Here is a 25,544-nt window from a genome sequence, read left to right as displayed (position 1 = left end):
AAGTTGATGCTTGGTACCACAATAACGATTGGCCAGCGGCGGCCGGGTCGTATGGGATGACATCGCGCCATGAGGATTGTCCCGCATTTCCCACGACTCCGCCACCGGGCGGACTTGCGGACGCTTGGCTTCGTGGCGCTTGAACTTGGCTTGCTGGCGGGCACTTGGTCGGGCGGGATCCGTCACCCGCTCTGGGTCGCCGCCTCATTCTTTTTCGCCTTCGTGTGCTGCATCATCGCGCACAATCACATGCACCTGCCGCTGTTCCGCGACCGCGGTTGGAACCGGGCCTTCCAGCTCTTCCTGATGTTCGGCTCCGGCCAGCCGCCGACCGGCATCATCACCGCGCACAACGAACGCCACCACGGGCATCCCGAAAGCGAGCACGACTTCGTCCGCACCAGCCTCGCAAACTTCCGCTCAAATGCACTCAACCTGCTGGCGTTCCCCTTCCTCTCTATCGCCGCGATGTACCGGGAGAAGCCGAACGATCTCGTGCGGTGGAAAAGCACCCGGCCGCACCTCTACCGGCAGGCCTTGTTAGAGCGCCTCGTCTTCTACCCCGTGCTGATCGTGCTTCTGTTCCTCGACTGGCGGGCGACCCTGCTCTTTCTCCTCCTGCCGTGGGTCATCGCGCAGCTCTGCCTCGTCGGCGTGAACCTCCTCCAACATCAGGACTGCGACACGGAATCGGAGTATGACCACTCGCGCAATGTCACCGGGCGCATCGTGAATTGGCTCCTGCTGAACAACGGCTACCACACCGCCCATCACCTGCGGCCCGCGATGCACTGGAGCCTGCTGCCGGCGTTTCATCGCGATCACATCGTCCCACGAATGAATCCAGCCTTGGATCACCGGAGCTTCCTCGGACTGCTCATCGAACGCCTGCGACGCCCGCCCGCTCCCCATGCCCGCTGAAGCCGTCATGCCCCGCGCGGAGATCGATTTCTCCCGGCCATTCTTCCCGGCGCATCTCGCGGCGCTGTCGTTCGTGCCATCATGGCGGCTGTTAGAAGATCGGCACCGGCTTCGCTACTCCCAGCTCTACGCACTCTACTTGAACGAACAGACGGTATTCTTCGAAGAGCTGCTCGCGACCAACGTCTTGCCCGCGCTCTATCAGCGACCGGACCGGATCGGCGCCGACCTCGCGAACGACCTGCGGCAGTTCGAGACCGAGGAACGGCGGCATTCGCGCTGGTTCCGCGAACTCAACCACCGGGTCGATCCGCAGCGGTTCCGCTTGGAGGAGGGCAGCTACGTCTTCGTGCCCATGACCGCGCGAACGAAAGCCGTCACCGCATGGTTCGCCCGACACCCCTTCACCTTCCCGTGCTGGATCTGGCTGATGCTGCTGCAAGAGGAGCGCTCGATCGCCGTCGGTAGGGAGTGCTTGCGACAGGACATCGAGCCGGCATTCCGCGAACTCCATCGCAAGCACCTGGCCGATGAAATCGATCACGTCCGCTGGGATCTCAAGCTCGTCGAGCGCATCTGGCGGCCACTGCCACTGTGGAAGCGAAGGCTCCAGGCGAAGCTCTTCGGCTTCATGATGGCGGAGTTCTTCACCTCACCGAAGCGCGCGGCGAAGGCGGTGCTGCAAGCGCTGATCAACGAGCACCCCGAGCTCCAGTCGCTCGGCCCGCAGTTGCACCTCGAGCTTCGCGCACTATCGCATTCACGCGACTACCACGCCAGCCTCTACAGTCGCGAGACCACGCCCCGCTGCTTCGCGCTGTTCGATGAATTGCCGGAGTTCCGCAACGTCGGCCGCCATCTGCTCGCCTACGAACGCCGATGAAGAACGAGCTGCCCATCCCCAGCTGCCTGAATCTCGCAATCGCCGCGGGGCAATTGGTCGTGCTTCTCGCACTGCTGGCCGCCGCGGGAAAAGTCGATTCGACATGGGCGCTTGCCGCCTTGGCAGTCGGCTACGCGCTGATGATGAACTCCGCCTACGCGATGCTGCACGAGGCCGAGCACGGCTCGCTGCATGGAAACCGCGTGGCCAACGACACCATCGGCGCAGTGCTCGCGTTGTTCTTTCCCGCGCCCTTCCACCTGCTGCGCCAGGGGCACATCGGTCACCACTTGCGCAACCGCTCCGACGACGAGGCCTTCGACTTTTACTTCGATGGCGAAAGCCGCGTGTGGAAGACGCTGCAACTCTACGGCATCCTCACCGGCTTCTTCTACGTCGCGGTGGTGCTCGGCAACCTCATCGCGCTCGTCTATCCCGCGGCGCTCAAGGCAAAATGGGGCGACTTCGACCGGCCCACCAAGGCTCTGTTAGAATCGCTTAACCCACGCTACTTCCGGCTCATCCGGCTGGAAGCACTGGCCGTGTTCCTCGTGCACGGCTTGTGGATCTGGCTGTGGCAGGTGCCGGTCTGGCGCTACGCACTTCTGTTAGCGAGCTTCGGCGCCCTGTGGTCGGCCTTGCAGTACGTCCATCATTTCGGCACCGAACGCGACGTGCTGAAAGGTGCCCGCAACTTGAAAACGTGGAAGTGGCTCGATGCCCTGTGGTTGAACCACAACTGGCACCGCAATCACCACGCACGGCCCACCGTGCCATGGATCCATCTACCGGAAATCACTCCCGAGCACGACGGTGAACGCGGCCGCCTGCTCGCCGCCTATTTCAAAATGTGGCGTGGCCCCCGCCACACCCGCGAACGCGTGCAAAACCGCCATGCCGGAAAGATCATTCGCTGACCGGAAGGGCGTGCAGCTCGCGATGCTGCTGTTGAACACCGTGCCGCTGCTGCATGCCGCGGGCACCATCGCATGCTTCTTCGCGCCAGTGTCGTGGCCCGCGAGAATCGGACTGGCAGCCGTGACGCTCTATATTCTGCCACTAGTGCCCGGCCGGCTATTGCGGGAGTCGCTGCGGAAAGCGCCAGCCGAGATCATCGTGGGCTCGCCGGACTTTCTCCGCTGGTGGGCATGCTTCCAATGCCAGGTCCTGTTCCTGCGCTTCCCCTCGCTGGAGGAAGTGCTGCGGAGCATCCCGGGCATCTACTCGCTGTGGCTGCGCTTGTGGGGATCGAGAATTGGCAAGCTCACCTACTGGGCACCCCGGACCTTCATCCTTGATCGCGGATTCCTCGACATCGGCGATCACGTGATCCTCGGTGCCGGCGTGCGCTTGAATCCCCACGTGATGGAGCGCGATGGTGCTCCGGTGCTGAAACTCGCTCCGGTGAAGATCGGCCACCGCGCGCTGATCGGCGGTTATTCCATGCTGGCAGCCGGCACCGAGATCGCCGACGACGAGGCGACGCGTGCGTTTTTGATTTCCCCGCCCTTCAGCCGGTGGAAGGATGGCAAACGACTCCGCGACTCCCCATGAAAGCTCTTCTTGTTCTGTTCGCCCTGTGCCTGCCGCTGGCCGCTTCCGAGGAAGACAAGGAGGCGCTCCGCAAGCTGCGCGGTATCTACGAGCAGGCGATTGCCGCACGCGATTTCTCGCCGCTACAGCCGCATCTCGCCGCCGACTTCACCGGCGTCATGATCACGGCCGATGAAGTGAAGGGCTACGATGGCATCCTCACCTACTGGAAGAAAGTGGAGGAGTTCCTCGGCAAGAACGGCACCTACAAGGTGACCATCGAACCCGACGACACGATCTTCGAAGGGAACCTCGCCATCGCGAAAGGCCGCGCGCTCGAACAAGTGACCCGCGGCGGCAACGCCTTCGACTTCACCACCCAATGGACCGCCATCGCCCGCAAGGAAGGCGACGCATGGAAGCTCGTGCGAATCCAGGCGAGCATTGATCCCGTGAACAATCCCATCGTCACATCGCTTCAGAAGATGAAGCTGTGGACCATCGGCATCGCGGCGGCGCTCGCCGGATTGGTCATCGGGCGTCTGCTGCCTCGACGAAAGGCGCAGGCGTGACCTTGCGGATTGCGTGATACGCGCCGCTTTCGAAGGTGCCGAGGTCCTGCCGGCTTCCATCCGGCCAGAGCACGCTGGCCTTCACCGGTGATGGATCATTGGCGAGGCCAATCACGATCCGCCGGTCGCCTTGGGCAGTGAAGCCGGTCACGTTGAGCACATCGGCCCGCCAGTGCCGGTCGCCTTGCGAGACTTCTAACACGGCGCCAGCTGCATCGTGGTTGACGATCTTCCCATCGCCGCTCACTGCGAAGCCGACCCATGCGGCCGGTTTGCTACGATGGTTCTCGTAGAAAAGCACCGGATCGAACTGGCGTGTCAGCACAAGGTCAGCATCGCCGTCATTGTCGAAGTCGGCGAGCGCCACGCCCCGGGTATTGCCGAGCCGCGTAAGCCCGGTAATCTCCGCCGCTTCGTGGAAAGTGCCACCGCGATTGAGCAGCACTCGATTCGCCTGGTCGCCCCAGATCGAGTAGCCGCGCATGTCGCCCCAGCGGTCGGCGTAGGCGTGGACCTCCGGATCGCTGCGGGCGATCTGGCCATTCACATACCAGTAGTCGCGCGGCTTGGGAAAGCGGCGGTCCATGTGATCGTCCACCATGCCATTCGCCTGCACCATGTCCGGCCAGCCATCCAGATCGAGGTCGGCAGCACCCGCCCCCCAGCCGAAGCGGTGCTCATTGAGCGCGCCGCGCGATGCGGCTTCATTGTGAAAGACCACGCCGTCCTTCGTGCGCTCCGTCATCCACAGCAGGCTGCCCTCGGCCTGGAGCGGCGCGTGGACATTCGACACATGGATGTCCGGCGTGCCGTTGCGATCGAAGTCGGCAATGGTCGCGTTCATGCCCTTATAGGTGTCGCGACCGATGCTACCGAAGTGGCTTCCCTCAATGCGTCGGAAGCGCTTCCCGCCTTCGTTCAGATAGAGGTCGTCCGGTCCGAAATCGGAGGCCGCGTAGACATCCACCCAGCCGTCGCCATCGAAGTCCGCCGAGTTCAGCGACAGCGTCCAGTGCGTCTCCGTCATGCCGAGCTTCACGATATCTTCCTCATCGAAGCAGCCGTCACCGCGGTTGCGGAAGAACTGGTTGCGCCCGCCATTGCTCGCCTTGTGCCAGCTCGAATGCATGAAGTGAAACATCCGCCGATCGCCTTCATAGGCCGGCTGCGGCAGACGGAAGGGATTGAGCGGCGTTGCCGTGTCGTAATCCGGCAAGTAAGGCGTCATCGAGTTCCCTAACAGGAGGTCGAGGTCGCCATCGCGATCCGGATCGAAGAACAGCGCCGCAAGACAAGTGTGATGGCCACGGATGCCGGCGGAGTCCGTGGCATCGGTGAACGAAAGCACGCCGCTTTCCTTGAGCTCATTGCGGAAGATCCGGCTGCGGCCATAGCCCATGCCGATGAAGAGATCCTGGTCGCCATCGTTATCGACATCCGCGAAGACCGCCGAGGAGGGCAGTCCGTACTCCGCGGGGTCGTTGCGAATCGGGTCGAGCGCGGGAATCACGACTCGCTCGAAGGTCAGGCCACCGGTGTTGCGGTAGAGCGTGCAGCGATCCTGCGCCCGCTTCATCGGGCGGGTGAGGAAGAGATCCTGCAAGCCATCGCCATCCACATCCGCCACCGCCGCGGCATCACCGACCGAGAGGATCCACTTGCCGACGTGCTGCAGCCGCGGATCGATGTCGGTGAGCACTGTTCCCTGCTCTGAGGGAAAGAGATCCCTTTCCACCCACGCGAATCCCGGGTCCTCAGTGATACCGCGCGGCGTGCGACCGAGGAAAAACGCCGCGACTCCCAGGCAGCTCGCAAGCGCCAGCCGGGCCGCGAGGTTCTTCCGATCAGGAAAGCTCCGGCTCTTCCACCACGCCATGGCGAAGCGCGCGGTCTGCACCGTGAAGGCGGCGTAAAAAAGCGTGTAATAGCTCTGCCGGAAGTGGAACAGCAGGTCGATGACCGTGATCGCCGCGGCCACGGCGATCTGCGCCTTCTTCCCCGGCGGCGAAGTCGCCGGATCGGTCAGCATGTAGAAGGTGAAGAGGAAGAATGCCGGCGCGGTCAGGGTGCCGAGCCAGACCGCTTCCGGCGGCACGTGATGCCGCATGACCCAGGCGCGGAAAGCCGTCTGGATCATGTAGAAAACCAGAAACGATCCCACCAGCCAGCCGCGGCCGATCTGCTTCATGAAGACGATCAAGGCCAAGCCACCGAGGAACATCGCCACCGCCCAAGTGCCGCCCCATTGATAAGCAGGGGCCGGGGAAACGAGGCCACCGGCGACCACCATGCTCGAGATCAGCCCGAACAGCGCCGGATTATAGACATGGCGGCCATTGACGGTGAAGAGGTGCTTCGAGCCGATGGCCAGCAGCGGCGGCAACAGCGGCAGCCAGGGATTCGAGCCGTAGTCGAGCAGCAGGCACAGCCCGAATCCGGTGATCAGGCCGCTCCACGGGAAGCCGCCGCGTTTTCGGAACAGGCGGTTAAGCAACCAATCCGCGACGACCGCCGTGATCACCACCGAAGCCGCTTGCCCGGGCGTGCGGCCGAAGCCGAGGAAGGCGAGCCCACAGATCACGTAGCTGCCCAGCAGCAGCGCGAACCACGGGCGCGGGTCGGTCTTTTGGCCATCCATCACGAGCGAGCATGACTTGCAGGACGACAGACGGCCAATCGACAAGTTGGGAAACAACATCGGGTCGGCTGATGATGGCCCACTCGCCGGGCCGGGACCACGGCTGCCACAGAAAACCGGTGGATTTGACTAATGAAACGCGTATGAAATGCACCATGGCGCTCGCCCGCATCCTTCTGCCACTGCTTTTTCTGGGAACCCTGCTGCTCGCCGCCGAGCGGAAGGGTAGCGGCGGTCCACGGGCCATCGAGGTGCTCTTCTTCGGCGATGACGGCCATCACCGCCCGCTCGATCAGTACGCCATCTTCAAGGAGGTGGCCGGAAACCGGAGCATCCACCTGACCTACGAGAAGCGGATGGACGCCCTGACGCCGGAGAATCTGGCGAAGTACGATGCCCTGCTGGTCTTTGCCAACCACCAGGACATCACGCCCCAACAGCTCGCGGCGGTGAAAGGCTTCGTCGACGGGGGCGGTGGCTTCATCCCGGTGCATTGCGGGTCCGCCTGCTTCAAGAAAACCGACGGCTACATCGATCTGGTCGGCGGCCAGATCGAGGGGCATGAAACGGGGGTCTTCACCGCCCAGGTCGTGAAGCCGGAGCACCCCGCCATGAAGGGCTACAAGCCCTTCGAAACGTGGGACGAAACCTACCGGCACCACCGGCTTTCCGACGACATCACGGTGCTGCAAAAGCGCGGCGATGAGCCATGGACTTGGGTCCGCCAGCAGGGCAAGGGGCGGGTCTTCTACACCGCCCACGGCCACGACGAGCGCTGCTGGAAGCAGGAGGGCTTCCATGATCTGCTGGAGCGCGGCATCCGCTGGGCAGTCGGCGAGAACGTGACGCTGCTCGATCTGCCGGAGCTGAAATACGAGGTCCCGATGCTCCCGGCGCGCTACGAGACGAAGCTGCCGGTGCCGAAGATCCAGTCGCCGCTTTCTCCGGTGGAGTCGATGAAGCGGGCGCAGGTGCCTGCGGGCTTCGAGCTCTCGCTCTTCGCCGCCGAGCCGGACATCGAGAATCCCATCGCCATCGCGTGGGACCACCGCGACCGCCTGTGGGTAGTGGAAGCGCTCGACTATCCGAACGACCTCCAAACGCCCGGCAACGACCGCCTGAAGATCTGCGAGGACACAAATGGCGACGGAAAGGCCGACAAGTTCACCGTCTTCGCCGACCAGCTCTCGATTTCCACCTCGGCGGTCTGCGTGACAAACGGGGCCATCGTCACCAGCGGGTCGCAAGTGCTGCTGCTGAAGGACACCAACGGTGATGACCGGGCCGACCAGCGCACGGTCTTGCTCGATGGCTTCAAGACCTACGACACCCACGCCGGAGTCTCGAACCTGCGCCAAGGCTTCGACGGCTGGATCTATGGAACGGTTGGCTATGCCGGCTTCGATGGAACCGTCGGCGGGAAGCAGGTGAAATTCGACACCGGCGTGTTCCGCTTCCTTCCCAATGGCTCGCAGCTCGAGTTTCTCGGGAAGACCACCAACAACACGTGGGGACTCGGCTTCACGGAGAGCTTCGACGTGCTCGGTTCCACGGCAAACCGCCAGCCAAGTTGGCAGGTCATCGGCGACAACGGCCCGGTGCTCAAGGCCGACAAGGGGACGCGCATCTTCCCCACCACGCTCGATGTGCAGGGCTCGGACGGTTGGGACCCGCCCGTCGAGCTGCAGGGTAACGGCCGCATCCGCGCGAAGGCCCGCCACTACACCGCCGCCGCGGGCCACGGCATTTACACCGCGCGCCGCTTTCCATCGGAGGGGTGGAACAAGGTGGCCTTCGTCTGCGAACCAACCGGCCACCTCGTATCCATCGGTCAGCTGCGTACGGAAAATGCGGACTACTTCGCGGATTTCGACGGCAACAACCTCTACGCCAGCTCCGATGCATGGTCCGCCCCGGTCGCCGCCGAGACCGGCCCCGATGGCGCGGTGTGGATCGCGGATTGGTACAAGATCATCGTCCAGCACAACCGTCCCGGCGCGCCCTTCGAACAGACCAAGGTCGAGCGCGGCAAGGGCGCGGCCTACGTCACTCCGCTGCGCGACAAGCGGATGGGGCGGATCTATCGGGTCTTCCCGACAGGCAGCGCGGAGCCGGGAGCGGTCGCCAGCGATCTCGTGGCCGGTCTTTCCGATCCCAGCCTCGTCCGCCGGCTCCATGCGCAGCGCCGCATCGTGGAAGAGAGCCGCAAGGACCTGATCTCCGGCCTCAAGGCCGCGGCCAAAGGCGAATACGGCATCCACGCGCTCCATGCCTTGGCTGGCCTCGATTATTTCGCTCCGAATCACATCGACGGCATTCTCCTTCTGGCAGAGATCCTTGCACTTCCCTCTCCCGTTCACCGCCGAACGGCCTTGCTACTATGGCCATCGGAGCAGGCCTGCGCATTCGATCCTTTGGAAGAAACCGGCCCATTCGTCATTCGCGAATGGCTGCTGCTCGCCTCCCGCATGCCTTCCGACGAAGCCCTCGGCCGCAAGCTCCGCGACTGGCACCGCAGCCAGCAGCACTTGCGCCGCGGCGTGGTGCTTGACCGCTGTTTCGCTGCCGCCGCAGCGCGCCACTCGACCGGCTTCCTGCTCGCCTCGCTGGAGAACCCGCCCGACCCGTCCGTGCTGAAGGAGCGCATCTATCCTGCTGCCATCCGCGCCTTTGCCGAAAGCCGCTCGCCGCAGGTGCTCGCGCTCCTGGCCAATGACGAGTCGCCCTTGGCCAAGGCCCTCAAGGAAGCCATCGCCGCGAAGGCCATCACCAAGAAGCACGCCCCGCCCGCCGACCAACTTGCCCGCGGCGAAGGAGTCTACGCCCGCACCTGCGCCGCCTGCCACCAGAGCAACGGCACCGGCGTCGATACCGCCTTCCCGCCGCTCGATGGCTCGAAGATCGCTACCGACGACCCCGCCAATGCCATCCGCATCATTCTACATGGCTTAACCGGCCCCGTGGAGATCCCCGGCAAGCCCGCCGTGAATTCGCTGATGCCTCCTGTCGCCGGGCTGACCGACGAGGACGTCGCCGACGTCCTGAGCTACGTCCGGCATTCGTGGTCGAATGACGCTGCCCCAGTTACTCCCGACGAAGCAGCCAAAGTCCGCGCCGCAACCAAGGACCGGCAGGCACCGTGGACGATGAAGGAGCTACACTGAGGGTGGGTTGAGGCTTGCCACCAGCCTCACTCGCGCTCGCCGTCGTCGAGGATCTTGATGAAGTCCGCCGCACTCTGACTTTTGTGAAGCCCGATGCCGATTTCCTCACAGAGCCGGGCAAGCATCCGGAAATCGTGATGAGCCCACTGCTTCTCGCTGAGTTCCGGTAGAGCAGCCAGATTGGTGCAGCTGAAGCAAATTTCGATCGCATTCAGCACCTTTCCATCACCATCGAGAAACAGAAAGAGATGGTGAGGATCGTAACACGCAGCCATCGGCGTCTTGTGATCGCTGAAAACTCCGGCAAGCAGCGTGGACGTTTGGGCTGGCGTGAGTTCCGCCGACGCCACGGACAGCGTCTTCAATGACGCCAAGTCCACCTTGCCACCCTCAAGCAGGCTGAAGGAGTCAGAGTTTCGTTCTGGAACCTTGAACCGGTGCGCCACCACCCGCTGATAGCCGGTTGGAGGCCAAGCTCCCGACACCGCCACCCTTGAATCTTCCGGCAGCGTGGAATCGTGCTGCTTCGGCACCGGCCGGCCGGATTCCGGCGGTCGTTCCCGGCACGCTCCCAAGAGGCTGCACGCAAGGGCAAAGCCGACCAGTGCGACCAAGCCGTTGAAGCTCACCCACAGCGCCCGCGACTTGTCATACCGTCGGCAAATCCGCCGCCATGCCAGATGGACGCGCCACCACGCCAGCGGCCCCTTCTTCCGGCACAGGTGCTTCACCAGACAGTAAAAACGCCAGCGCCGCACGTCCTGCCGGGTGTCCTCCAGCGCCCGATAGTCGGCTTCACCGTCGGCATGGATGGGAGCGTTCATGGCAGGAGGCCCTTGTGGCTGCCGTCGCAGTGCGGCGGGTTGGCCGTGTGCTTGCACTGACACCACCGGATGGTGGTCCGCTCCGCGCACTCAAATCTCACCGGCTGCAGGCCGGTGCCCTTGTGGCTGCCATCGCAGAAGGGCTGGTGGGAAGACAGCCCGCAGGAACACCAGAAATGCACGCCGGCCTCGACTTCGAGATGCAGCGGCTTGGTATCGCAGACGCGGGGTGCTTCCGCCATGTGGTCACCTTGGAGAAGGGCCCGCGGGAAAGCGAGCGGTCACTCGAAAATGGCGACCGGCGTCTCGTCGGTCTTGGCGGTCGCGATCGGCTTGTCGGATTGGGCCTTCGCGGCCTTTGCCGACACCGGCACCGAGCCTTTTCCATACTGCGGGTAACGCTCGACCGGCACGTCACTCAAAAAGGTAGCAGCCAGCCAGACCGCCAGAAGTGAGGCGGAACCCATTACGAAAACTCGGACTTTCATCAAGGAGGGCAAGGTGCAGCGCTGGGGGGCCGCCGGGTGTGTGGGACGCGCGACTTATGCGTTAAATACTTTAGGAAAGTAAAGGAATTTCAGTGTCTTGCGCGCGGCCACGCGGCGTTCCAGCAGGTCCGGTGCCGAGGGGCAAGGGGAAACAGGCAAGGTACGACCGAAGGCGTCGTGAGAACCCGGCATCCATGGCGCCTCTCCTAGCGATTACCTTGCCAACACGGTCGCGGTGCTGACATTGCCGAAACGGTCCACGGCGCTGACCGCCACGGCCTCCGGCTGACCGGCAAGTTCCACGCTCTTTGAGCCCGCGGAGACGACCTTGGCCAACCGCCATTGGCCGCCGGATTTCACCTGCACGGCGTAGCGGGCCGTCGCCCGATCCCCGCTCTGCATGCTGACCGTCACGCCCGATCCGCCCCCGTTCGCACTGGCCGCGGGGCGGCCCGGCGGTTTCTGGCTGAGCCATGGCATCGGCGGGACGAGCGCCGGCTGGGCGTAGGCCCCCTTCGCCAGCATGGTGGAAATGCCGCCCTGGTTCTTGGTCAGGCCCTTCACGCTCCAGTGCAGGTGCCCGGACCAGTTCTTCCCGATGCGACGGGAAAGCTCGACCTGCTTGGTAATCTCGGACGCCGGGCGACCGTCTTCCGAGCCACCGATCCGTGTCGTCGCAATGCCCGGCCACACCGGCCGGCTGCCTTGCGCCCGCCACCAGGCAAGCAGGGCGGAGAAGCTCTGCTTCCGGGGCTGGTCTCTCCAATAGAGCTGCGGCGCGAGGTAATCCACCCAGCCATTCGCCAGCCACTTCCGGGCGTCGCAGCCAAGTTGCTCGTACGAGTCGATGCCGGCTTCGATGCCGTCCGGCACGCCCGGCCGCCAGATCCCGAAGGGCGAAATCCCAACCCGCACCCACGGCTTGGTGCGCTTCACGTCCGAGTAGAGCTTCTGCACGAAGTCATCCACGATCTTGCGCCGAGTCGCCGGCGAACGGCCATCCGGGAACGCCCGGCCGCCCTCGGGATAGGGATAGAAGTAGTCGTCGAGGTGGACGCCATCGACATCGTAGCGCTGGACCACATCGAGGATGGCTCCGAAGGCACGGGCGCGGGTCTCGGTTTCGGCGGGGTCGCACCAGAGGAGATTCCCGTAGCGCTTGGTGATGTGAGCCGAGGCCTTGGCGACGTGGCTGGAGCAGCACGCTTGGCTGGCATTGGAAAGCGCTCGGAAGGGATTGAACCACGCGTGGATCTCGATGCCGCGGGCATGGGCCTGGCGGATGGCGTAGTCGAGCGGATCGTAGCCCGGCGACTGGCCCATGGTCCCGGTCAGGTACGGGCTCCACGGCTCCTTCGATGACTGATAAACCGCATCGCAATGCGGCCGCACCTGCAGGATCAGCGCGTTCATGTTAAGCGACGCCATCTTGTCGAGGATGCCGCGCATCTCCGCCTGCTGCGCCCCGGCCGAGAGACCCTTCTTGCTCGGCCAGTCGATATTGTGAACCACCGCCGCCCACGCCCCGCGGAATTCACGGGAAGGCATCGGCGGCTTTTCGCCCGATGGGCGATACGCTTGGGCGGAGGCTAGAGAAGAAAGCAGGCAAGTCAGGGCAGCGATCCGGGCGAGCATGGCGCTTTCATGCGCCCGATCGCCGCCCGTTGCAAGGTGGGACAGTCAATTCTCCGAGACTGTTAGGACGACCTTCTCTTCTTTCCCTCCCTCCGAGTGACCGGCGATTTCCTGCGGCTTGCCAAATTCTCACCGACGGAGGCGAAGTCGTTTCGCGCCGTGTCGAGTTCGACACGGGTTCGGATGATTCACTTGTTCGATCGCGGACCTGTTGAATTGTTGTTGAAGTGATTAGGCAACGGAAGCTGGAGTCGCCAGCCCTCGCCGTCCCGTGCATACTCCAGTCGACTCGTGAATTCGGGATCGTAGCTGGTGGTCATGAATCGTCCGCAAGATCGATCCAGCAGGTAATCGTGGGGAGCGGAATTGTATTGGGATGAAGACTTCGACGGGATGTAGAGGTATTCCTCCCCTTTCCGCGCCAGGGTCTTGGGGTGACGCTTCCCTTCCGAGATTCGCTGGCGATATTCCTCGGACGTCGGCACCGCGGCCTTCAGAGGGGACAAAGTGAATATGTGGGCCTCGAAAGATGCTCCGATCGGGTCCAGTTCAGCAGGTCCGCTGTGTTCCACTACGGTCAGAGCCTCGTAGGTCCGTGGCACACAGGAGGTGGTGCATGGAGCAATAATTGCCGCCAGTGCGAGGAGGAGACGTCTCATGATCTTTCGGCCGAACTATCCAACGAACCTGACCACGGTGTTGCTAGAACCATGGTGGCACAGTTTTCCGCTCAGCGCTCCAGGATCTCCACCTCGTAGCCGTCGGGATCGGTGACGAAGGCCATCTTGCGGTCGCCGGAGGAGAACTTCTCCCGCCAGCCGCCCGGCCAGATCTCGATGCCGGCTTTTTCCACGCCGTCGCAGTATTCGATGATGTCCGACACGCCCAGGCAGGTGTGCATCAGGTCTTCCGGGCAGGTCGCGGTGTATTCGGGCGAGTGGCAGAGCTCGAGGAAGACGTCATTGCCGGGCAGTTCCAGGAAGGCGAGCTGGTTCCCCTGTGGCGAGTCCTGGCGGCGGGCCTCATTGTAGCCGAGCTTCTTGTAGAAGGCGATGGAGCGGTCGATATCGGCCACGCGGATGCGGGTGTGGAGGAACTTGATCATGGCGGCGCGAGCATGGACGCGGACTCGCCGCCTGTCATCCGCAGATCGCGCGTGGATTGCCGAAGTCGCCGCTTGAATCATCCCTTTCTTGGCATTTTCGCGATTCCCGTGCTAACAGGTAAAGTAGCTATGAAAACCATTGTTGCCGCCGTCGACTTCTCGAACTCCACCCCGGGCGTGCTGGAGGCTGCCGTGAAGATCGCGCGGGCCTTTGACTCGTCGCTCCACCTGCTCCACGTGGTGGAACCGGAGCCGAGCTACACCGCCTACGGCTTCACCCCGGACGAGTTTCCCGCGATCCACTTGTTCCAGGAGGAAGCCCGCAAACGCGCCACCGCGCGGCTGCAGGAAGCACTGGACAAGGTGGCAGGCGACGTGCCCGGAGCCTCCGTCCACCTCGCCGAGGGCAGCCCGCTGCACGCCATCCTCGACTACGTGCAAAAGACCAGCGCCAATCTGGTGATCGTCGGCTCGCACGGCCACGGCGCCGTTGCCGCCCTGCTGCTCGGCAGCGTGGCGGAAGGCATGGTCCGCAAGGCCGTGGTCCCCACTCTGGTCATTCCCGCGCCCGCAGCGAAATGAGCGGCTTAATTCCTCCTCGCCCCACGGTGAGGGGTGGGATAGCTTTGCCATGTGAATGAGCTGATCGAATCCGGAGATCCGCGGGCGAAGGTCGTCGGGAAGCCGAAGAAGCGTCAGCCCGGCTCGGAATGCTTGGCCGCCGGTGGCCAGCTCAATCGCCTCGCCGCGCGGTTGCGGCAACGGCCACTCCGGGTGAAACACGGCGTATATCGCTTCCATTCCCACGAGGAGGCCGACGCATGGATGCTGGAGATCCAAGTCCGCTAGACGAAACCCGTCCACCGACAGACGATGATCTCGCGGACCTGGCCGCCCGGTTGAATGCCCTCGGCGTGAAATACGTGGTAGTTGGTGGATTCGCGATCATCTCCGCCGGGTACGTTCGCGCCACGATGGACATCGACCTTCTGATTGAGACGGGCGAGGAGAATGAGCGGTTGGTCATCGAAGCGCTGTCGCAGCTACCCGAAGGCGCCGCCGCGGAACTACGGCCCGGTGAAGTGGCAGATTACGTCGTGGTCCGGGTTTGCGATGACTTCACCGTTGATCTCATGGCCAAGGCATGCGGGCTCTCCTATCAGGATGTCGCCCACCTTATCGAAATCAGGGAACACCTGGGCGTGAGTATTCCCTTCGCTTCCCCGAAGCTCCTCTGGAAGACCAAACAGACTTATCGGGAAAAGGACGCCGTCGACCGAATCTTCCTCCGCAAGCTCCTCGAAGACCGCGGCGAGTGGCCGGTGGAGTGACGGCAGCTACCGCCCCGTTGACCGCCACGCCGCCAGCAGCTATCAAACTCCCATGGCAAAGCATTGCCCGACCTGTGGGTCCGTCATCTACAGCCGCAGGGGTAAGCTCTGCGGAGTGTGTTCCGCGCCTCTGCCTCAGGCGCTGCGCCTTGTCGGGGAGCAGGCAGGGAAGATCCAAGCTCAGTCCAAGCAGGCGGAGCAGAACATCCGGCGGCTGGAGCAAGAACAGCGCGATGATCGCCTCCGCAGCAATCCGGGCGGATTGATCTGACTTCACTGGCTATCCTGATGGTGCAAGCCGGGCGGGAACACTTGCCCCGCGGCACCCGATCTGCTGATGTTAGACCGATGGGGAAATTGACCACTCACGTGCTAGACACCACCCGCGGCCAGCCTGCCGCGGGGATGAAGATCGAGCTGCTGAAAGACGGCGCGCTGTTGCGGTCGATCACGACCAATGCCGACGGCCGCGGAGATGGTCCCCTGCTCGAAGGCGGCGACCTCGTCACGGGCTCCTACGAGTTGCGCTTTCACGTGGCGGACTATTTCCGCTCCCAAGCGATCGACAGCCCCTTCCTTGATGTGGTGCCGGTGTGCTTCCGCATGGAGGCCGGCGGCTCGTATCACGTCCCGCTGGTCTGCTCGCCATGGGCCTATTCCACTTACCGGGGAAGCTGACTGACGATGGACTTCGACCTGGCACTGGAGCGCCTGCTCTCCCGCATCGAGGAACTCGGTGCCATCACCGACACGCCCGGCTCGCTCACCCGCACCTTCCTCTCCCCTGCCAATCTCCGGGCGGCCCGTCAGGTGATGGCGTGGATGGAGGAAGCCGGGATGAAAACCGGGCACGATGCCGGAGGTACGATCCGCGGCGTACTTCCCGGCAAGGATCCCCCGCTGCCGCCGCTGTTGCTTGGATCCCATCTCGACACAGTGATCGACGCGGGCAAGTACGACGGCGCACTCGGCGTGCTGATTGCGCTCGCAGCACTGGAGGTTACAGGACCGCTCGACTTTCCTGTGCACGTGCTCGGATTCTCGGATGAAGAAGGCGTCCGCTTCCACGCCACCTACCTAGGCAGCCGAGCCTGCGTCGGGCAACTCGGCCCGGAAATGCTGGAGATCCGCGACAGAGCCGGCATCACCCTCGGCGAAGCCCTCGCAAATGAAGGCTGGCACGAAGGTGCCACGTCTTTCTTCTACGAGAACCATCGTAGCAAGGGCTACGTCGAGATCCACATCGAGCAAGGTCGCGTCCTCGACGAACTGAAGGAAGCGGTGTGCGCCGTCTCCGCGATCTGTGGCCAAAGGCGGCTGACCATCACGCTGCGCGGCAAGGCCGACCACGCCGGGACGACGCCGATGCCCCTGCGGCACGATGCGCTGGCAGGAGCTGCCGAATGTATTCTCGAGGTCGAAAGCCACGCCATCTACAGGGAAGGCCTGCTTGCCACCGTCGGGAAGATCGATGTGCGGCCGGGTGCCTCGAATACCATCCCCGGTGAAGCGACCTTCACGCTCGATTTCCGCCATCCCGACGATGCGGCGCGGGAGCGCTTGCTGGACGGCTTGCTCGAGCGCTTCAGAGTGATCGCCACCCGCCGGAAGCTGCAGCTTTCGTGGGATCCCGTTCAATCCAATGCCGCGGTGCCTTGCGACACCGCCCTCACCCGGTCGCTGCTGGACGCCGTTGAAAAGCAGGTCCGGGCCCGCTTCACCTTGCCCAGCGGTGCCGGCCACGATGCGGTGATGATGGCGACCGTCATGCCGGTCGCGATGCTCTTCGTCCGCTGCCGCGGCGGCCTCAGCCATCATCCGGAAGAATATGCGGGACCGCGCGATATTGCCGTGGCACTGAGGGTGCTCGTGGACTTTCTTAGCTCCCTCCGATGAGCCAATTCGACACCATCCTGCGCCGCGCCTCCGTCGTCACCGCCGACGGCCTGCGGACGCTTGATGTCGGGATCTCCGGCCAAACCTTCGCCGATCTCGCTGAGAATCTCGCCGGCTCCTGCCAGGTCGAAATCGATGCCACCGGCAAGATCCTCTTCCCCGGTTTGGTCGATGCGCACGTCCACTTCAACGAACCCGGGCGCACGGACTGGGAGGGCTTTGCGACCGGCTCCACCGCGCTCGCCGCAGGCGGCGGCACCTGTTTCATCGACATGCCGCTGAACTCGTCGCCGCCGGTGCTCGACCTCGCCAGCTTCACCGCCAAGCGCCGCGCTGGCGAAGCGAACAGCCGCCTCGACTTCGCCCTGTGGGGCGGGCTCACCCCGGACTCGCTGCCGCATCTTGCCGACCTCGCCCGGGCGGGTGTCGCCGGCTTCAAGGCCTTCCTCTGCCCCAGCGGCCTCGATGAATTCGCCGCCGCCACCGAAGCCACCTTGCGCAAGGGCATGCACGTCGCGGCGGAGTTCAATCTACCGGTCGCCGTCCATGCGGAGAGCCCCGCGGTCATCGCCGCTCACCAGCGGGAATTCCCGCTGCCGCATCCCGGCACCATGGCCGATTGGCTGGCCTCGCGCCCGGTCGCGGCGGAAATCGCGGCCATCGAGATGGCAGTCTCCTGCGCCCGCGACACCGGCTGCGCGCTGCACATCGTCCACGTCAGCGCGCCCGAGGGCATCGATCTCATCCACGCCGCCAAGCGCGAGGGCATCGACGTCACCGCCGAGACCTGTCCGCATTACCTGCTGCTCGATCGCGGGGCCGCCGAACGGATCGGCCCCGCCGCGAAATGCGCGCCGCCGCTGCGCTGCACCGGCACGGTGGACCGGTTGTGGCGTGTGCTGGCCGCCGGCGATATCGACACCATCGGCTCGGACCACTCGCCCTCGCCGCCGGAGTTGAAGGAGTGCAATGACTACTTCTCGATGTGGGGCGGCATTGCCGGCTGCCAGCACGGCTTCCCGCTGCTCATCGAGCGCGCCCTGCGCGAGACGACGTGGCAACAGCTCGCCGCACTGATGTCCACCAATCCCGCCCGGCGCTTCCGCCTGGACAGCCGGAAGGGCGGCATCGCCTCCGGCCTCGATGCCGACTTCTGCCTGCTGGCACCGGACGAATTCACCATCGAGCGCAAGGACCTGCTCACCCGCCATCCCATCTCGCCCTACGTCGGCATGCGTTGCGCGTGGCAGGTCACCGCCACCTGGCTGCGCGGCCATCCGGTTTCCCCGGCGACCCACGGACGCTTTCTTCACCCTGACGATCTTTGACCGCGGAGTCGCAGAGGATCGCAAAGTTGAAAGGCAATCCTGCCATCCATTGATCGCCGGATTCCGCGGCGCATTCCAAACCAATCTCTGTGTTCCTCCGCGACCTCTGCGTCTCCGCGGTTGATTCCCATGCTAGAAAACGGGCTTAATTCCGCGCCATTCACCGCTGACCCATGACTCCTCTCTTCGGCCATACACGCACTCACGTCGCCCTCCGCCATGCCCTGATCACTCCCGATGGTCATGTCCCGAGCATCTTTCCCGGCTGGGACGGCGCAACGGCCTACGTTCTCATCTCTCCGGCGATGGGCGCGGAGCTTTCGCAATTCCTGGTCGTCTACGAAGCCGGCGGCGGCACGGCATGGTTCCCGGCGGACGAACACGAGCACGTCGTCTACGTGGAGAAGGGCGACTGCCGCGCGGTGTGGGATGATGGCGACCTCACCCTGACCGACGGTGGCTTTCTCTTCGTCCCATCGGAGAACGTGCTCGCCCTGCACGGCAGCGAAGGCACGCGGATGACGGTCTTTCGCAAGCTCTTCGAACCCGTGGACAACCTCGAAGCGCCGCCCTCCGTCCACGGCAACGCCGCCGATATTCCCGGCGAGCCCTTCCTCGGCAACGAAAAGGCCCTCCTGCAAACGCTGCTCCCGCTCGACGCGCGCTACGACCTGGCGATGAACATCTTCACCTACCAGCCCGGCGCCACGCTGCCCTTCGTGGAGACCCACGTCATGGAGCACGGCCTGCTGATGCTCTCCGGCCAAGGCGTCTATCGGCTGGATGACAACCACTACCCCGTCACCGCCGGCGACGCGATCTGGATGGCCCCGTATTGCCCGCAGTGGTTCGTCGCGATGGGTGATGAACCGGCGAGCTACCTTTACTACAAGGACGTGCACCGGCTGCCGTAATGTGTTCAAAGCGACAGCGGCTTGCCTGTCTGGAATGTCGCAGGTAGATTGCCACCATGAGCACCACGGTTTCCGCACACCTCTCGACGGAGGAAGCCCTGCAGCTTGACGAGTTGGCCGGACTCGAAGGCAGCGACCGGGACGAGCTCGTGCGGGTCATCCTGCGCCAAGGCATCAAGGACCTGCGCTTGCGGCGGGCAGTTGAGAGCTATCGCCGGGGTGAGGCTTCTCTTTCCCGGGCTGCGGAGTTGGCCGCGATCAGCCAGTGGGATTTCCTCGCGCTGATGGACCGCGAAGCGTTGGAGCTCCACTACGGATCGCCTGAGTTCGAGGAAGACCTTCGTATGGCAAAAGGCCTCTGATGATCGTCGTCTGCGATGCGAGTCCGCTGATATTCCTGGCGAAGCTGGGGCGGCTTGAATTGATCCGGTTGCTTCCGACGGACAGAGTCGTGGTCCTGCAGTGTGTAAAGGACGAGGTCCTCGGTGAACGGGCCTCCTTTCGTGAGCGTGTGGCTCTCACCAGTTTCCTGGCGTCTGTCGAAACGGCGAGCTTCAGCGAATGCGGCTTAGGATCCAAAACCCTGAGCGCAAGCGATCGGACCACGCTGACTTATGCGGTGAAGCACCGCGCCGACCTGTTGCTGGCGGACGAGCGACTTCTCCGCCGGATTGCGAAGGAAGAAGGAATCCCGACCATCGGCACGCTGGGCTTGCTCATGCTCGCCGTGGAGAAAGGGGCGCTTTCTGCAGTCGAGGCACGGGCCGATCTTGATCGCGCCGTTGCCTCTCATGGGTTTCGAATTTCAGCGGAGCTTTACCGCGAAGTGATCGCGGCACTGGGAATCTGAAAACCCATATTCCCAACCGGCCAATTTCCTGCCATTCCTCTAACGGATGAATACTTTCCCCCGCCTCGACCGCGAAATCGACGAGCTTGCCGCGATCTCCGCGCATCCGGCGCCGGCGGTCACTCGGGTGCTGTTCTCGGCAGAGGATCTCGCGGCGCGGCAGTGGTTGACGGCTAAGGCAAAGGAAGCCGGCTTCCACGCCCGCTCGGATCCCGCGGGAAACCTGTTCATCCGCTGGGAAGGCGAGGAACCCTGCCTCCCCGCTGTGGCCACAGGATCCCACACCGATGCGATCCCAAATGCGGGGAAATACGACGGCGTCGTTGGCGTGCTCGGAGGATTGGAAGCGATGCGCCAGCTCAAGGAAGGCGGCCACGCGCCGAAGCGCAGCATCGAGCTGATCATGTTCACGGCCGAGGAACCGACGCGCTTCGGCATCGGTTGCCTCGGCAGCCGTCTGATGTCCGGCTCCACCTCACCTGATGAAGCACGTGCCCTGCGGGACCCGGACGGTCGCTCGCTCGACGAGTTGCGCGAGGCCGCCGGATGTCGTGGCGATCTCGGCGCGGTGAAGGTTCCCTCGCTCGCCTACACTGCCTTCCTCGAACTTCATATCGAGCAGGGACCATTGTTAGAGGCGGGGCAGCTCGACATCGGCATCGTCGAAAAGATCGCCGCACCATCCGCCTTCCGGCTGCTCTTGAAGGGTGCCGGCGGCCATGCCGGCGCGGTGCTGATGAAGGACCGCCACGATGCCTTCCTCGCCGCCGCGGAGATCGCGCTGCTGGTGGAGCGTGCCGCGCTGGAAAGTGGCAGCCCCGACACCGTCGGCACCTGTGGGCTGGTGGAAGTGAAACCGGGCGCGATCAACAGCATCCCTTGCGACGTGAAGATGGAAGTCGATCTCCGCGACACCAACCGCGAGACCCGCGACAAGGCTCTGGCAAAGATCGCCGAGGGCACCCGCGAGATCTGCCGGCGACGCGGCATCGAAATCGACTGGCAAGTCATCAATCAGGACCCTCCGGCGATCTGCGAACCCACCTTGGTCGCCTTGGTTGAGAACAAGGCGAAAGCGGCAGGGCTCGCTTCCCGGCGCATGGTCAGCCGCGCTTACCACGACTCGTTGTTCATGGCCCGCATTTGCCCCACCGCGATGATCTTCATCCCGTGCCACAAGGGCTACAGCCACCGGCCGGATGAATACAGCTCGCCGGCAGCGATCGCGAAAGGTGTGGAGGTTTTGAAGGAGTGCCTCAAGGAGCTGAGCATGCGATGAACCCCATCCTTTCGGCGATAACCCCCCTGCCGGTTGACCGCCTCTGCGAAACATCGGAAGAGATCTGGAACGCCCTGCTCAAGCGAAGCGTGCGTCGTGACGTCGATATCTTCTGGAAGCACGAGGAGCTTTTCGACCAAGCCCTTGCCCACCGCTTCGGCGAACCCGGCCGCGAGACCGAGTGGTGCGTCCTGACCATCTCCCGCGGGATCGATGCATTTCTCATTACAGTCTCCGCGAAGCACTTGAACGAAGACTTCGTACTACTGCTGCGTGATCTACTCACCGCGACCCTGCCCGAGGAGCCGGTTTATTTGGGCGTCTACGAGTCCGATGTCATGGACTACTACGGCCACATCGCCACCTTGGCGGTTTTCCGGAATCAACTTTGGGTCTGGACTCGCGATTCTGGCGAAAGTGGCGCGTGATTCTGGCCAATGGATTGCTAGACTGTGGCCGTGTCCGGAAACCCGTCCATCCTGCGTGTCAACGGCGAGGCCCACGATGTCTCGCAGGTGCCGCTTCATGAGACGGCCCTCGATTTCCTCCGCCGGAATGGCCTCACCGGCCCCAAGTGCGGCTGCAATGAGGGCGACTGCGGCGCGTGCTCGGTGCTCTTGTTAGAGCCGGGCGGCCAGCCGCGCTCGGTGAATGCCTGCCTCGCCTTCGTCCACGCCCTCGCCGGCCGCGAGATCCGCACGGTGGAGGGCATCGGCAAGGACGGCACGCTGCATCCGGTGCAGGCCGCGATGATTTCCTGCAACGGCTCCCAGTGCGGCTACTGCACGCCCGGCTTCATCGCCTCCATGACCGAGGCCTGGCACCGCGGGACGACCACCGACGAGGGAATCTCCGATCAGCTCTGCGGCAACCTCTGCCGCTGCACCGGCTACCGGCCCATCCACGAGGCGATGCAGCAATCGCTGTTAGAGAAAGAGAGTCGTGAGGCTTGGGAGACGTGGATGAAACCGGCCGACGTGCCCGCGCCACCCTCATCGAGCCATCCCGAAGGCGGGCTCTTCCTCCGGCCGGAGCGGATCGTTGACGCGCTCGCGTTCAAGAAGCAGCACCCCGATGCGCTCTTCGTCGCTGGCGCCACCGAGGTCGCGGTACTTGTCAACAAGCGTCACCTCCGACCGCGCGTCCTCATTTCGCTCGATGACGTGCGGGAACTCGCCGTGATCCGCCGCCACGAGGATGTCTGGGAGATCGGCGGCGCGGCGCGCATGACCGACATTCAGGAAGCACTCGGCGGCGAGATCCCTGCGCTCGAGGAAATGTTCCGCCTGTTCGCCTCACGGCAGATCCGCCACCGCGCAACCCTCGGCGGCAACCTCGCGACCGCCTCGCCCATCGGCGACAGCGCGCCGGTATTGATGGCACTCGATGCCGTGCTCTTGCTCATCTCGCCCGATGGCGAACGCGAGGTCGCCATCGCCGACTTCTTCACCGGCTATCGCAAGACCATCCTGCGCCCAGACGAATTGATCCGCGCCATCCGCATCCCACGGAAGCAGCAAGGTCGCGTGGCGTTCTTCAAGGTTTCGAAGCGCCGCGAGATGGACATCTCGATCGTCGTCGCCGGCATCCGCATCGCGACCGATGCCGCGGGCCTCATCACCGAAGCCCGGCTCGCCTTCGGCGGCGTGGCGGAGAAGCCCGTGCGAGCAATCGCCGCTGAGACAGCACTCCTCGGACAACCGCTCGCCGCACACACGGACGTTCTTTATCTGTTAGAAAACAGCTTCACACCGTTGACCGACTTGCGCGGCGGCACCGACTACCGGCGTGCGGTCGTGAAGGGCGTGTTCGAGAAATTCGTCGCAGGCGAAACCGAAGAACCACGCAAACCGGTAGCCACCTTTTCCGGCGGCCATGGGATCCCGCATGAAAGCGCAGCAGGCCACGTCACCGGCAGCGCTCGCTACGTCCACGACACGGCGTTGAGGAGACCAATGCTGGAGGTCTGGGCGATTCGCTCGAAGGTGGCACGCGGCACGATCCGCATCATCGATCTTGCCGCCGTGAAATCCTCGCCCGGCGTGGCTGTGGTCTTGACCGCGGACAGCATTCCCGGAGTCAACAACAGCGGACCGGTGCGCCACGACGAACCCTTGCTCGCGGAGCAAGAGATCTTGTTTCACAGCCAAGCCATCGCGCTGGTCGTCGGCGATTCACTCGAGGCCTGCCGACTCGCGGCGGAGAAAGCAGTGATCGAGATCGACGAGCTTCCTCCGCTGTTAGGCATTCCTTCCGCGATCGAAGCGGATTCGTTTCACACCGATCCCCACGTGTTGGCACGCGGCGACGTGGAGACCGGCTTGAAGGAATCGCCCCACCTGTTAGAAGGCGAGTTCGGCTTCGGCGGACAGGAGCATTTCTATCTGGAGACCCACGCCGCTTGGGCGGAAGGCGATGGCGAGGGCGGCCTCCATGTCGCAAGCTCGACCCAGCATCCCTCGGAGATCCAGACGATCGTCGCAGAAACGCTCGGCCTCTCGCGTCACCGCGTGGTGGTCGAGTCGCCGCGCATGGGCGGCGGCTTCGGCGGAAAGGAAACGCAGGGCAATGCCATCGCCGCGCTGTGCGCACTGGCAGCGGTGAAGACCGGCAAACCGGTGCGCTGGCAACTCGACCGCGACGAGGACATGATCGCCACCGGCAAGCGCCATCCATTCCTCGCCCGCTACCGCGCTGGCTACGATGACGAGGGAAAGCTGCAAGCGCTGGACGTAAAGCTCTTCTCCGATGGCGGGTGGTCGCTCGATCTCTCGCAGCCGGTCACCGATCGCGCGCTCTTCCATCTCGACAATGCCTACTACATCCCGCACGAGCGCTTCGAGGGCCGCGTCGCGAAGACCAACACCGTCTCGAACACCGCCTTCCGCGGCTTCGGCGGACCGCAGGGCATGCTCGTCATCGAGGAAATCCTCGGCCGCATCGCGCTGAAGCTCGGACTCGCGCCGGAAGAAGTTCGTGCGCGGAATTTCTACCACGGCAGCGGCGAGACCAACACGACCCACTACGGCGAGGAGATCGGCGACAACCGCATCCCGCGGATCTGGAGTGAACTACTAGAAACCTCGGAGTTCACCGCCCGGCGAAAATCCATCGATGCCTGGAACGCCACCCATCCCCACCGCAAGCGCGGCTTGGCAATCACCCCGGTGAAGTTCGGCATCAGCTTCACGCTCACCCACTACAACCAGGCCGGGGCGCTGGTGCTGATGTACACCGATGGATCGGTGCAGGTGAACCACGGCGGCACCGAGATGGGCCAGGGCCTGCACACCAAGATCCTCTGCGTCGCCATGAAGGAACTCGGCCTGCCCGCCGAAAGGATCCGCCTGATGCACACGCGCACCGACAAGGTGCCTAACACTTCCGCCACCGCCGCGAGTTCCGGATCCGATCTGAATGGCATGGCAGTCGCGGATGCCTGCCGCCAACTCCGCGAACGCCTCGCACCGCTGGCGGCGGAGAAACTGAACTGCCAACCCGAGGAGATCGTTTTCGAGGATGGCGACGCGAAGGGCACCGTGGGCAGCGTGCCGATCGACCAGCTCGCGGGCATCGCCTACACCCGCCGGATTTCGCTCTCGGCCGCCGGCTTCTACGCGACGCCCGACCTGAAGTGGGACTGGGCTGTCGGCAAAGGCCGGCCCTTCCACTACTTCGCCTGCGGGGCGGCCGTGAGCGAAGTGGAGATCGATGGCTTCACCGGCATGCACCGCGTGAAGCGCGTCGACATCCTCCACGACGTCGGCAACTCACTCAACCCCGCCGTCGATCGCGGGCAAATCGAAGGAGGCTTCGTGCAAGGCATGGGCTGGCTGACCTGCGAGGAACTCAAATGGAACGATCACGGCGTGTTACTCACCCACAGCGCGAGCACCTACGCCATCCCCACGATCGGTGATGCTCCAGAAGATTTCCGCGTCGCCCTGCTGAAGGACGCCGCGCAGGAGCGGACCATCCACGGCAGCAAGGCGGTCGGCGAGCCGCCCTTGATGCTGGCGATCTCGGTGCGGGAGGCGATCCGCGACGCGGTGGCGGCGTTCGGAAAGAGCGGCGACTTCGACCTGCCGTCTCCATGCACGGGTGAGGCCGTGAAGCTGGCAATCGGGGCCGACTGACTCCCCGTCGGCGAGGCGGAAGCCGGCCCCTGGCCTACGCAGTTCAC

26 protein-coding genes are annotated in these 25,544 nt (G+C 64.0%); 19 read left to right on the top strand and 7 right to left on the bottom strand.

Annotation, left to right across the window (positions count from 1 at the left end):
* The first annotated feature begins 69 nt into the window (after positions 1-69).
* From OKA05_RS07030 to OKA05_RS07010, 5 genes are read left to right on the top strand one after another with little or no spacing between them, the layout of a single operon-like run.
* On the top strand, positions 70-921 hold the full coding sequence (locus OKA05_RS07030) for a fatty acid desaturase family protein (RefSeq protein WP_264486410.1): 852 nt from the start codon (positions 70-72) through the stop codon (positions 919-921).
* The gene (locus OKA05_RS07025; protein ID WP_264486409.1) at positions 911-1,804 is read left to right on the top strand and encodes a diiron oxygenase; all 894 of its coding nucleotides are present in this window, start codon (positions 911-913) and stop codon (positions 1,802-1,804) included. Before OKA05_RS07030 ends, OKA05_RS07025 begins: the two co-directional genes overlap by 11 nt.
* Positions 1,801-2,721 carry a fatty acid desaturase family protein gene (locus tag OKA05_RS07020; RefSeq protein WP_264486408.1) on the top strand — a complete coding sequence of 307 codons (921 nt, stop codon included), beginning with the start codon at positions 1,801-1,803 and terminating at the stop codon, positions 2,719-2,721. The genes OKA05_RS07025 and OKA05_RS07020 overlap by 4 nt, the downstream gene beginning before the upstream one ends.
* Positions 2,699-3,358 carry a hypothetical protein gene (locus tag OKA05_RS07015; RefSeq protein WP_264486407.1) on the top strand — a complete coding sequence of 220 codons (660 nt, stop codon included), beginning with the start codon at positions 2,699-2,701 and terminating at the stop codon, positions 3,356-3,358. The genes OKA05_RS07020 and OKA05_RS07015 overlap by 23 nt, the downstream gene beginning before the upstream one ends.
* Positions 3,355-3,909, top strand: coding sequence for a YybH family protein (locus OKA05_RS07010; RefSeq protein WP_264486406.1), 555 nt, complete (start codon positions 3,355-3,357; stop codon positions 3,907-3,909). Before OKA05_RS07015 ends, OKA05_RS07010 begins: the two co-directional genes overlap by 4 nt.
* Here the strand turns inward: OKA05_RS07010 and OKA05_RS07005 are convergent.
* A complete protein-coding gene (locus OKA05_RS07005; protein WP_264486405.1) occupies positions 3,869-6,607 on the bottom strand; it encodes an FG-GAP-like repeat-containing protein in 2,739 nt (912 codons plus the stop codon). The genes OKA05_RS07010 and OKA05_RS07005 overlap by 41 nt on opposite strands.
* 83 nt (positions 6,608-6,690) lie before the next feature.
* On the opposite strand from OKA05_RS07005, the gene OKA05_RS07000 reads away from it, so the two are divergent.
* Positions 6,691-9,711, top strand: coding sequence for a PVC-type heme-binding CxxCH protein (locus OKA05_RS07000; protein ID WP_264486404.1), 3,021 nt, complete (start codon positions 6,691-6,693; stop codon positions 9,709-9,711).
* Positions 9,712-9,737: 26 nt separating this feature from the next.
* Here OKA05_RS07000 and OKA05_RS06995 read toward each other — a convergent pair whose 3' ends face one another.
* The 6 genes from OKA05_RS06995 to OKA05_RS06970 form a co-directional block, all read right to left on the bottom strand.
* Positions 9,738-10,535: a hypothetical protein gene (locus OKA05_RS06995; RefSeq protein ID WP_264486403.1), complete on the bottom strand. Its 798-nt coding sequence runs from the start codon at positions 10,533-10,535 to the stop codon at positions 9,738-9,740.
* Complete coding sequence (locus OKA05_RS06990) at positions 10,532-10,777, bottom strand: CDGSH iron-sulfur domain-containing protein (protein ID WP_264486402.1); 246 nt, start codon at positions 10,775-10,777, stop codon at positions 10,532-10,534. Before OKA05_RS06990 ends, OKA05_RS06995 begins: the two co-directional genes overlap by 4 nt.
* 39 nt (positions 10,778-10,816) lie before the next feature.
* On the bottom strand, positions 10,817-11,023 hold the full coding sequence (locus OKA05_RS06985; RefSeq protein ID WP_264486401.1) for a hypothetical protein: 207 nt from the start codon (positions 11,021-11,023) through the stop codon (positions 10,817-10,819).
* 213 nt (positions 11,024-11,236) lie between these two features.
* On the bottom strand, positions 11,237-12,658 hold the full coding sequence (locus tag OKA05_RS06980) for a glycoside hydrolase family 10-like protein (RefSeq protein WP_264486400.1): 1,422 nt from the start codon (positions 12,656-12,658) through the stop codon (positions 11,237-11,239).
* A gap of 188 nt (positions 12,659-12,846) precedes the next feature.
* A complete protein-coding gene (locus OKA05_RS06975) occupies positions 12,847-13,317 on the bottom strand; it encodes a hypothetical protein (protein ID WP_264486399.1) in 471 nt (156 codons plus the stop codon).
* Positions 13,318-13,388: 71 nt separating this feature from the next.
* Positions 13,389-13,763, bottom strand: a complete 375-nt coding sequence (locus OKA05_RS06970) for a VOC family protein (RefSeq protein ID WP_264486398.1) — start codon at positions 13,761-13,763, stop codon at positions 13,389-13,391.
* A 129-nt stretch (positions 13,764-13,892) separates the two neighbouring features.
* On the opposite strand from OKA05_RS06970, the gene OKA05_RS06965 reads away from it, so the two are divergent.
* The 13 genes from OKA05_RS06965 to xdhB all read left to right on the top strand — a co-directional run bounded on the left by OKA05_RS06965 (position 13,893) and on the right by xdhB (position 25,497).
* Entirely contained in the window at positions 13,893-14,345 is a 453-nt protein-coding gene (locus OKA05_RS06965) for a universal stress protein (protein WP_264486397.1), read from the top strand.
* 51 nt (positions 14,346-14,396) lie between these two features.
* Positions 14,397-14,612 (top strand): hypothetical protein, encoded by a 216-nt coding sequence (locus OKA05_RS06960; RefSeq protein WP_264486396.1) that lies wholly within the window; start codon positions 14,397-14,399, stop codon positions 14,610-14,612.
* Positions 14,585-15,094 carry a hypothetical protein gene (locus OKA05_RS06955; protein WP_264486395.1) on the top strand — a complete coding sequence of 170 codons (510 nt, stop codon included), beginning with the start codon at positions 14,585-14,587 and terminating at the stop codon, positions 15,092-15,094. The genes OKA05_RS06960 and OKA05_RS06955 overlap by 28 nt, the downstream gene beginning before the upstream one ends.
* Before the next feature lie 115 nt (positions 15,095-15,209).
* Positions 15,210-15,365, top strand: a complete 156-nt coding sequence (locus OKA05_RS06950) for a hypothetical protein (RefSeq protein WP_264486394.1) — start codon at positions 15,210-15,212, stop codon at positions 15,363-15,365.
* Between the two features lie 77 nt (positions 15,366-15,442).
* Positions 15,443-15,772, top strand: a complete 330-nt coding sequence (gene uraH / locus OKA05_RS06945) for a hydroxyisourate hydrolase (protein WP_264486393.1) — start codon at positions 15,443-15,445, stop codon at positions 15,770-15,772.
* A gap of 6 nt (positions 15,773-15,778) precedes the next feature.
* Positions 15,779-16,990, top strand: a complete 1,212-nt coding sequence (locus OKA05_RS06940; RefSeq protein ID WP_264486392.1) for a M20 family metallo-hydrolase — start codon at positions 15,779-15,781, stop codon at positions 16,988-16,990.
* The gene (gene allB / locus OKA05_RS06935) at positions 16,987-18,318 is read left to right on the top strand and encodes an allantoinase AllB (RefSeq protein ID WP_264486391.1); all 1,332 of its coding nucleotides are present in this window, start codon (positions 16,987-16,989) and stop codon (positions 18,316-18,318) included. Before OKA05_RS06940 ends, allB begins: the two co-directional genes overlap by 4 nt.
* 173 nt (positions 18,319-18,491) lie before the next feature.
* Positions 18,492-19,232 carry a (S)-ureidoglycine aminohydrolase gene (allE, locus tag OKA05_RS06930; protein ID WP_264486390.1) on the top strand — a complete coding sequence of 247 codons (741 nt, stop codon included), beginning with the start codon at positions 18,492-18,494 and terminating at the stop codon, positions 19,230-19,232.
* A gap of 56 nt (positions 19,233-19,288) precedes the next feature.
* Entirely contained in the window at positions 19,289-19,594 is a 306-nt protein-coding gene (locus OKA05_RS06925; protein WP_264486389.1) for a UPF0175 family protein, read from the top strand.
* Positions 19,594-20,082 carry a PIN domain-containing protein gene (locus OKA05_RS06920; RefSeq protein WP_264486388.1) on the top strand — a complete coding sequence of 163 codons (489 nt, stop codon included), beginning with the start codon at positions 19,594-19,596 and terminating at the stop codon, positions 20,080-20,082. The genes OKA05_RS06925 and OKA05_RS06920 overlap by 1 nt, the downstream gene beginning before the upstream one ends.
* Before the next feature lie 46 nt (positions 20,083-20,128).
* On the top strand, positions 20,129-21,361 hold the full coding sequence (locus OKA05_RS06915) for a M20 family metallo-hydrolase (protein WP_264486387.1): 1,233 nt from the start codon (positions 20,129-20,131) through the stop codon (positions 21,359-21,361).
* Positions 21,358-21,789 carry a hypothetical protein gene (locus tag OKA05_RS06910; protein WP_264486386.1) on the top strand — a complete coding sequence of 144 codons (432 nt, stop codon included), beginning with the start codon at positions 21,358-21,360 and terminating at the stop codon, positions 21,787-21,789. The genes OKA05_RS06915 and OKA05_RS06910 overlap by 4 nt, the downstream gene beginning before the upstream one ends.
* 30 nt (positions 21,790-21,819) lie before the next feature.
* Positions 21,820-25,497 carry a xanthine dehydrogenase molybdopterin binding subunit gene (gene xdhB / locus OKA05_RS06905; RefSeq protein ID WP_264486385.1) on the top strand — a complete coding sequence of 1,226 codons (3,678 nt, stop codon included), beginning with the start codon at positions 21,820-21,822 and terminating at the stop codon, positions 25,495-25,497.
* Positions 25,498-25,544: the final 47 nt, after the last annotated feature.

This window comes from Luteolibacter arcticus, from assembly GCF_025950235.1.
Lineage (GTDB): Bacteria > Verrucomicrobiota > Verrucomicrobiia > Verrucomicrobiales > Akkermansiaceae > Haloferula > Haloferula arctica.
This window is presented reverse-complemented; position numbering and strand designations above follow the sequence as displayed.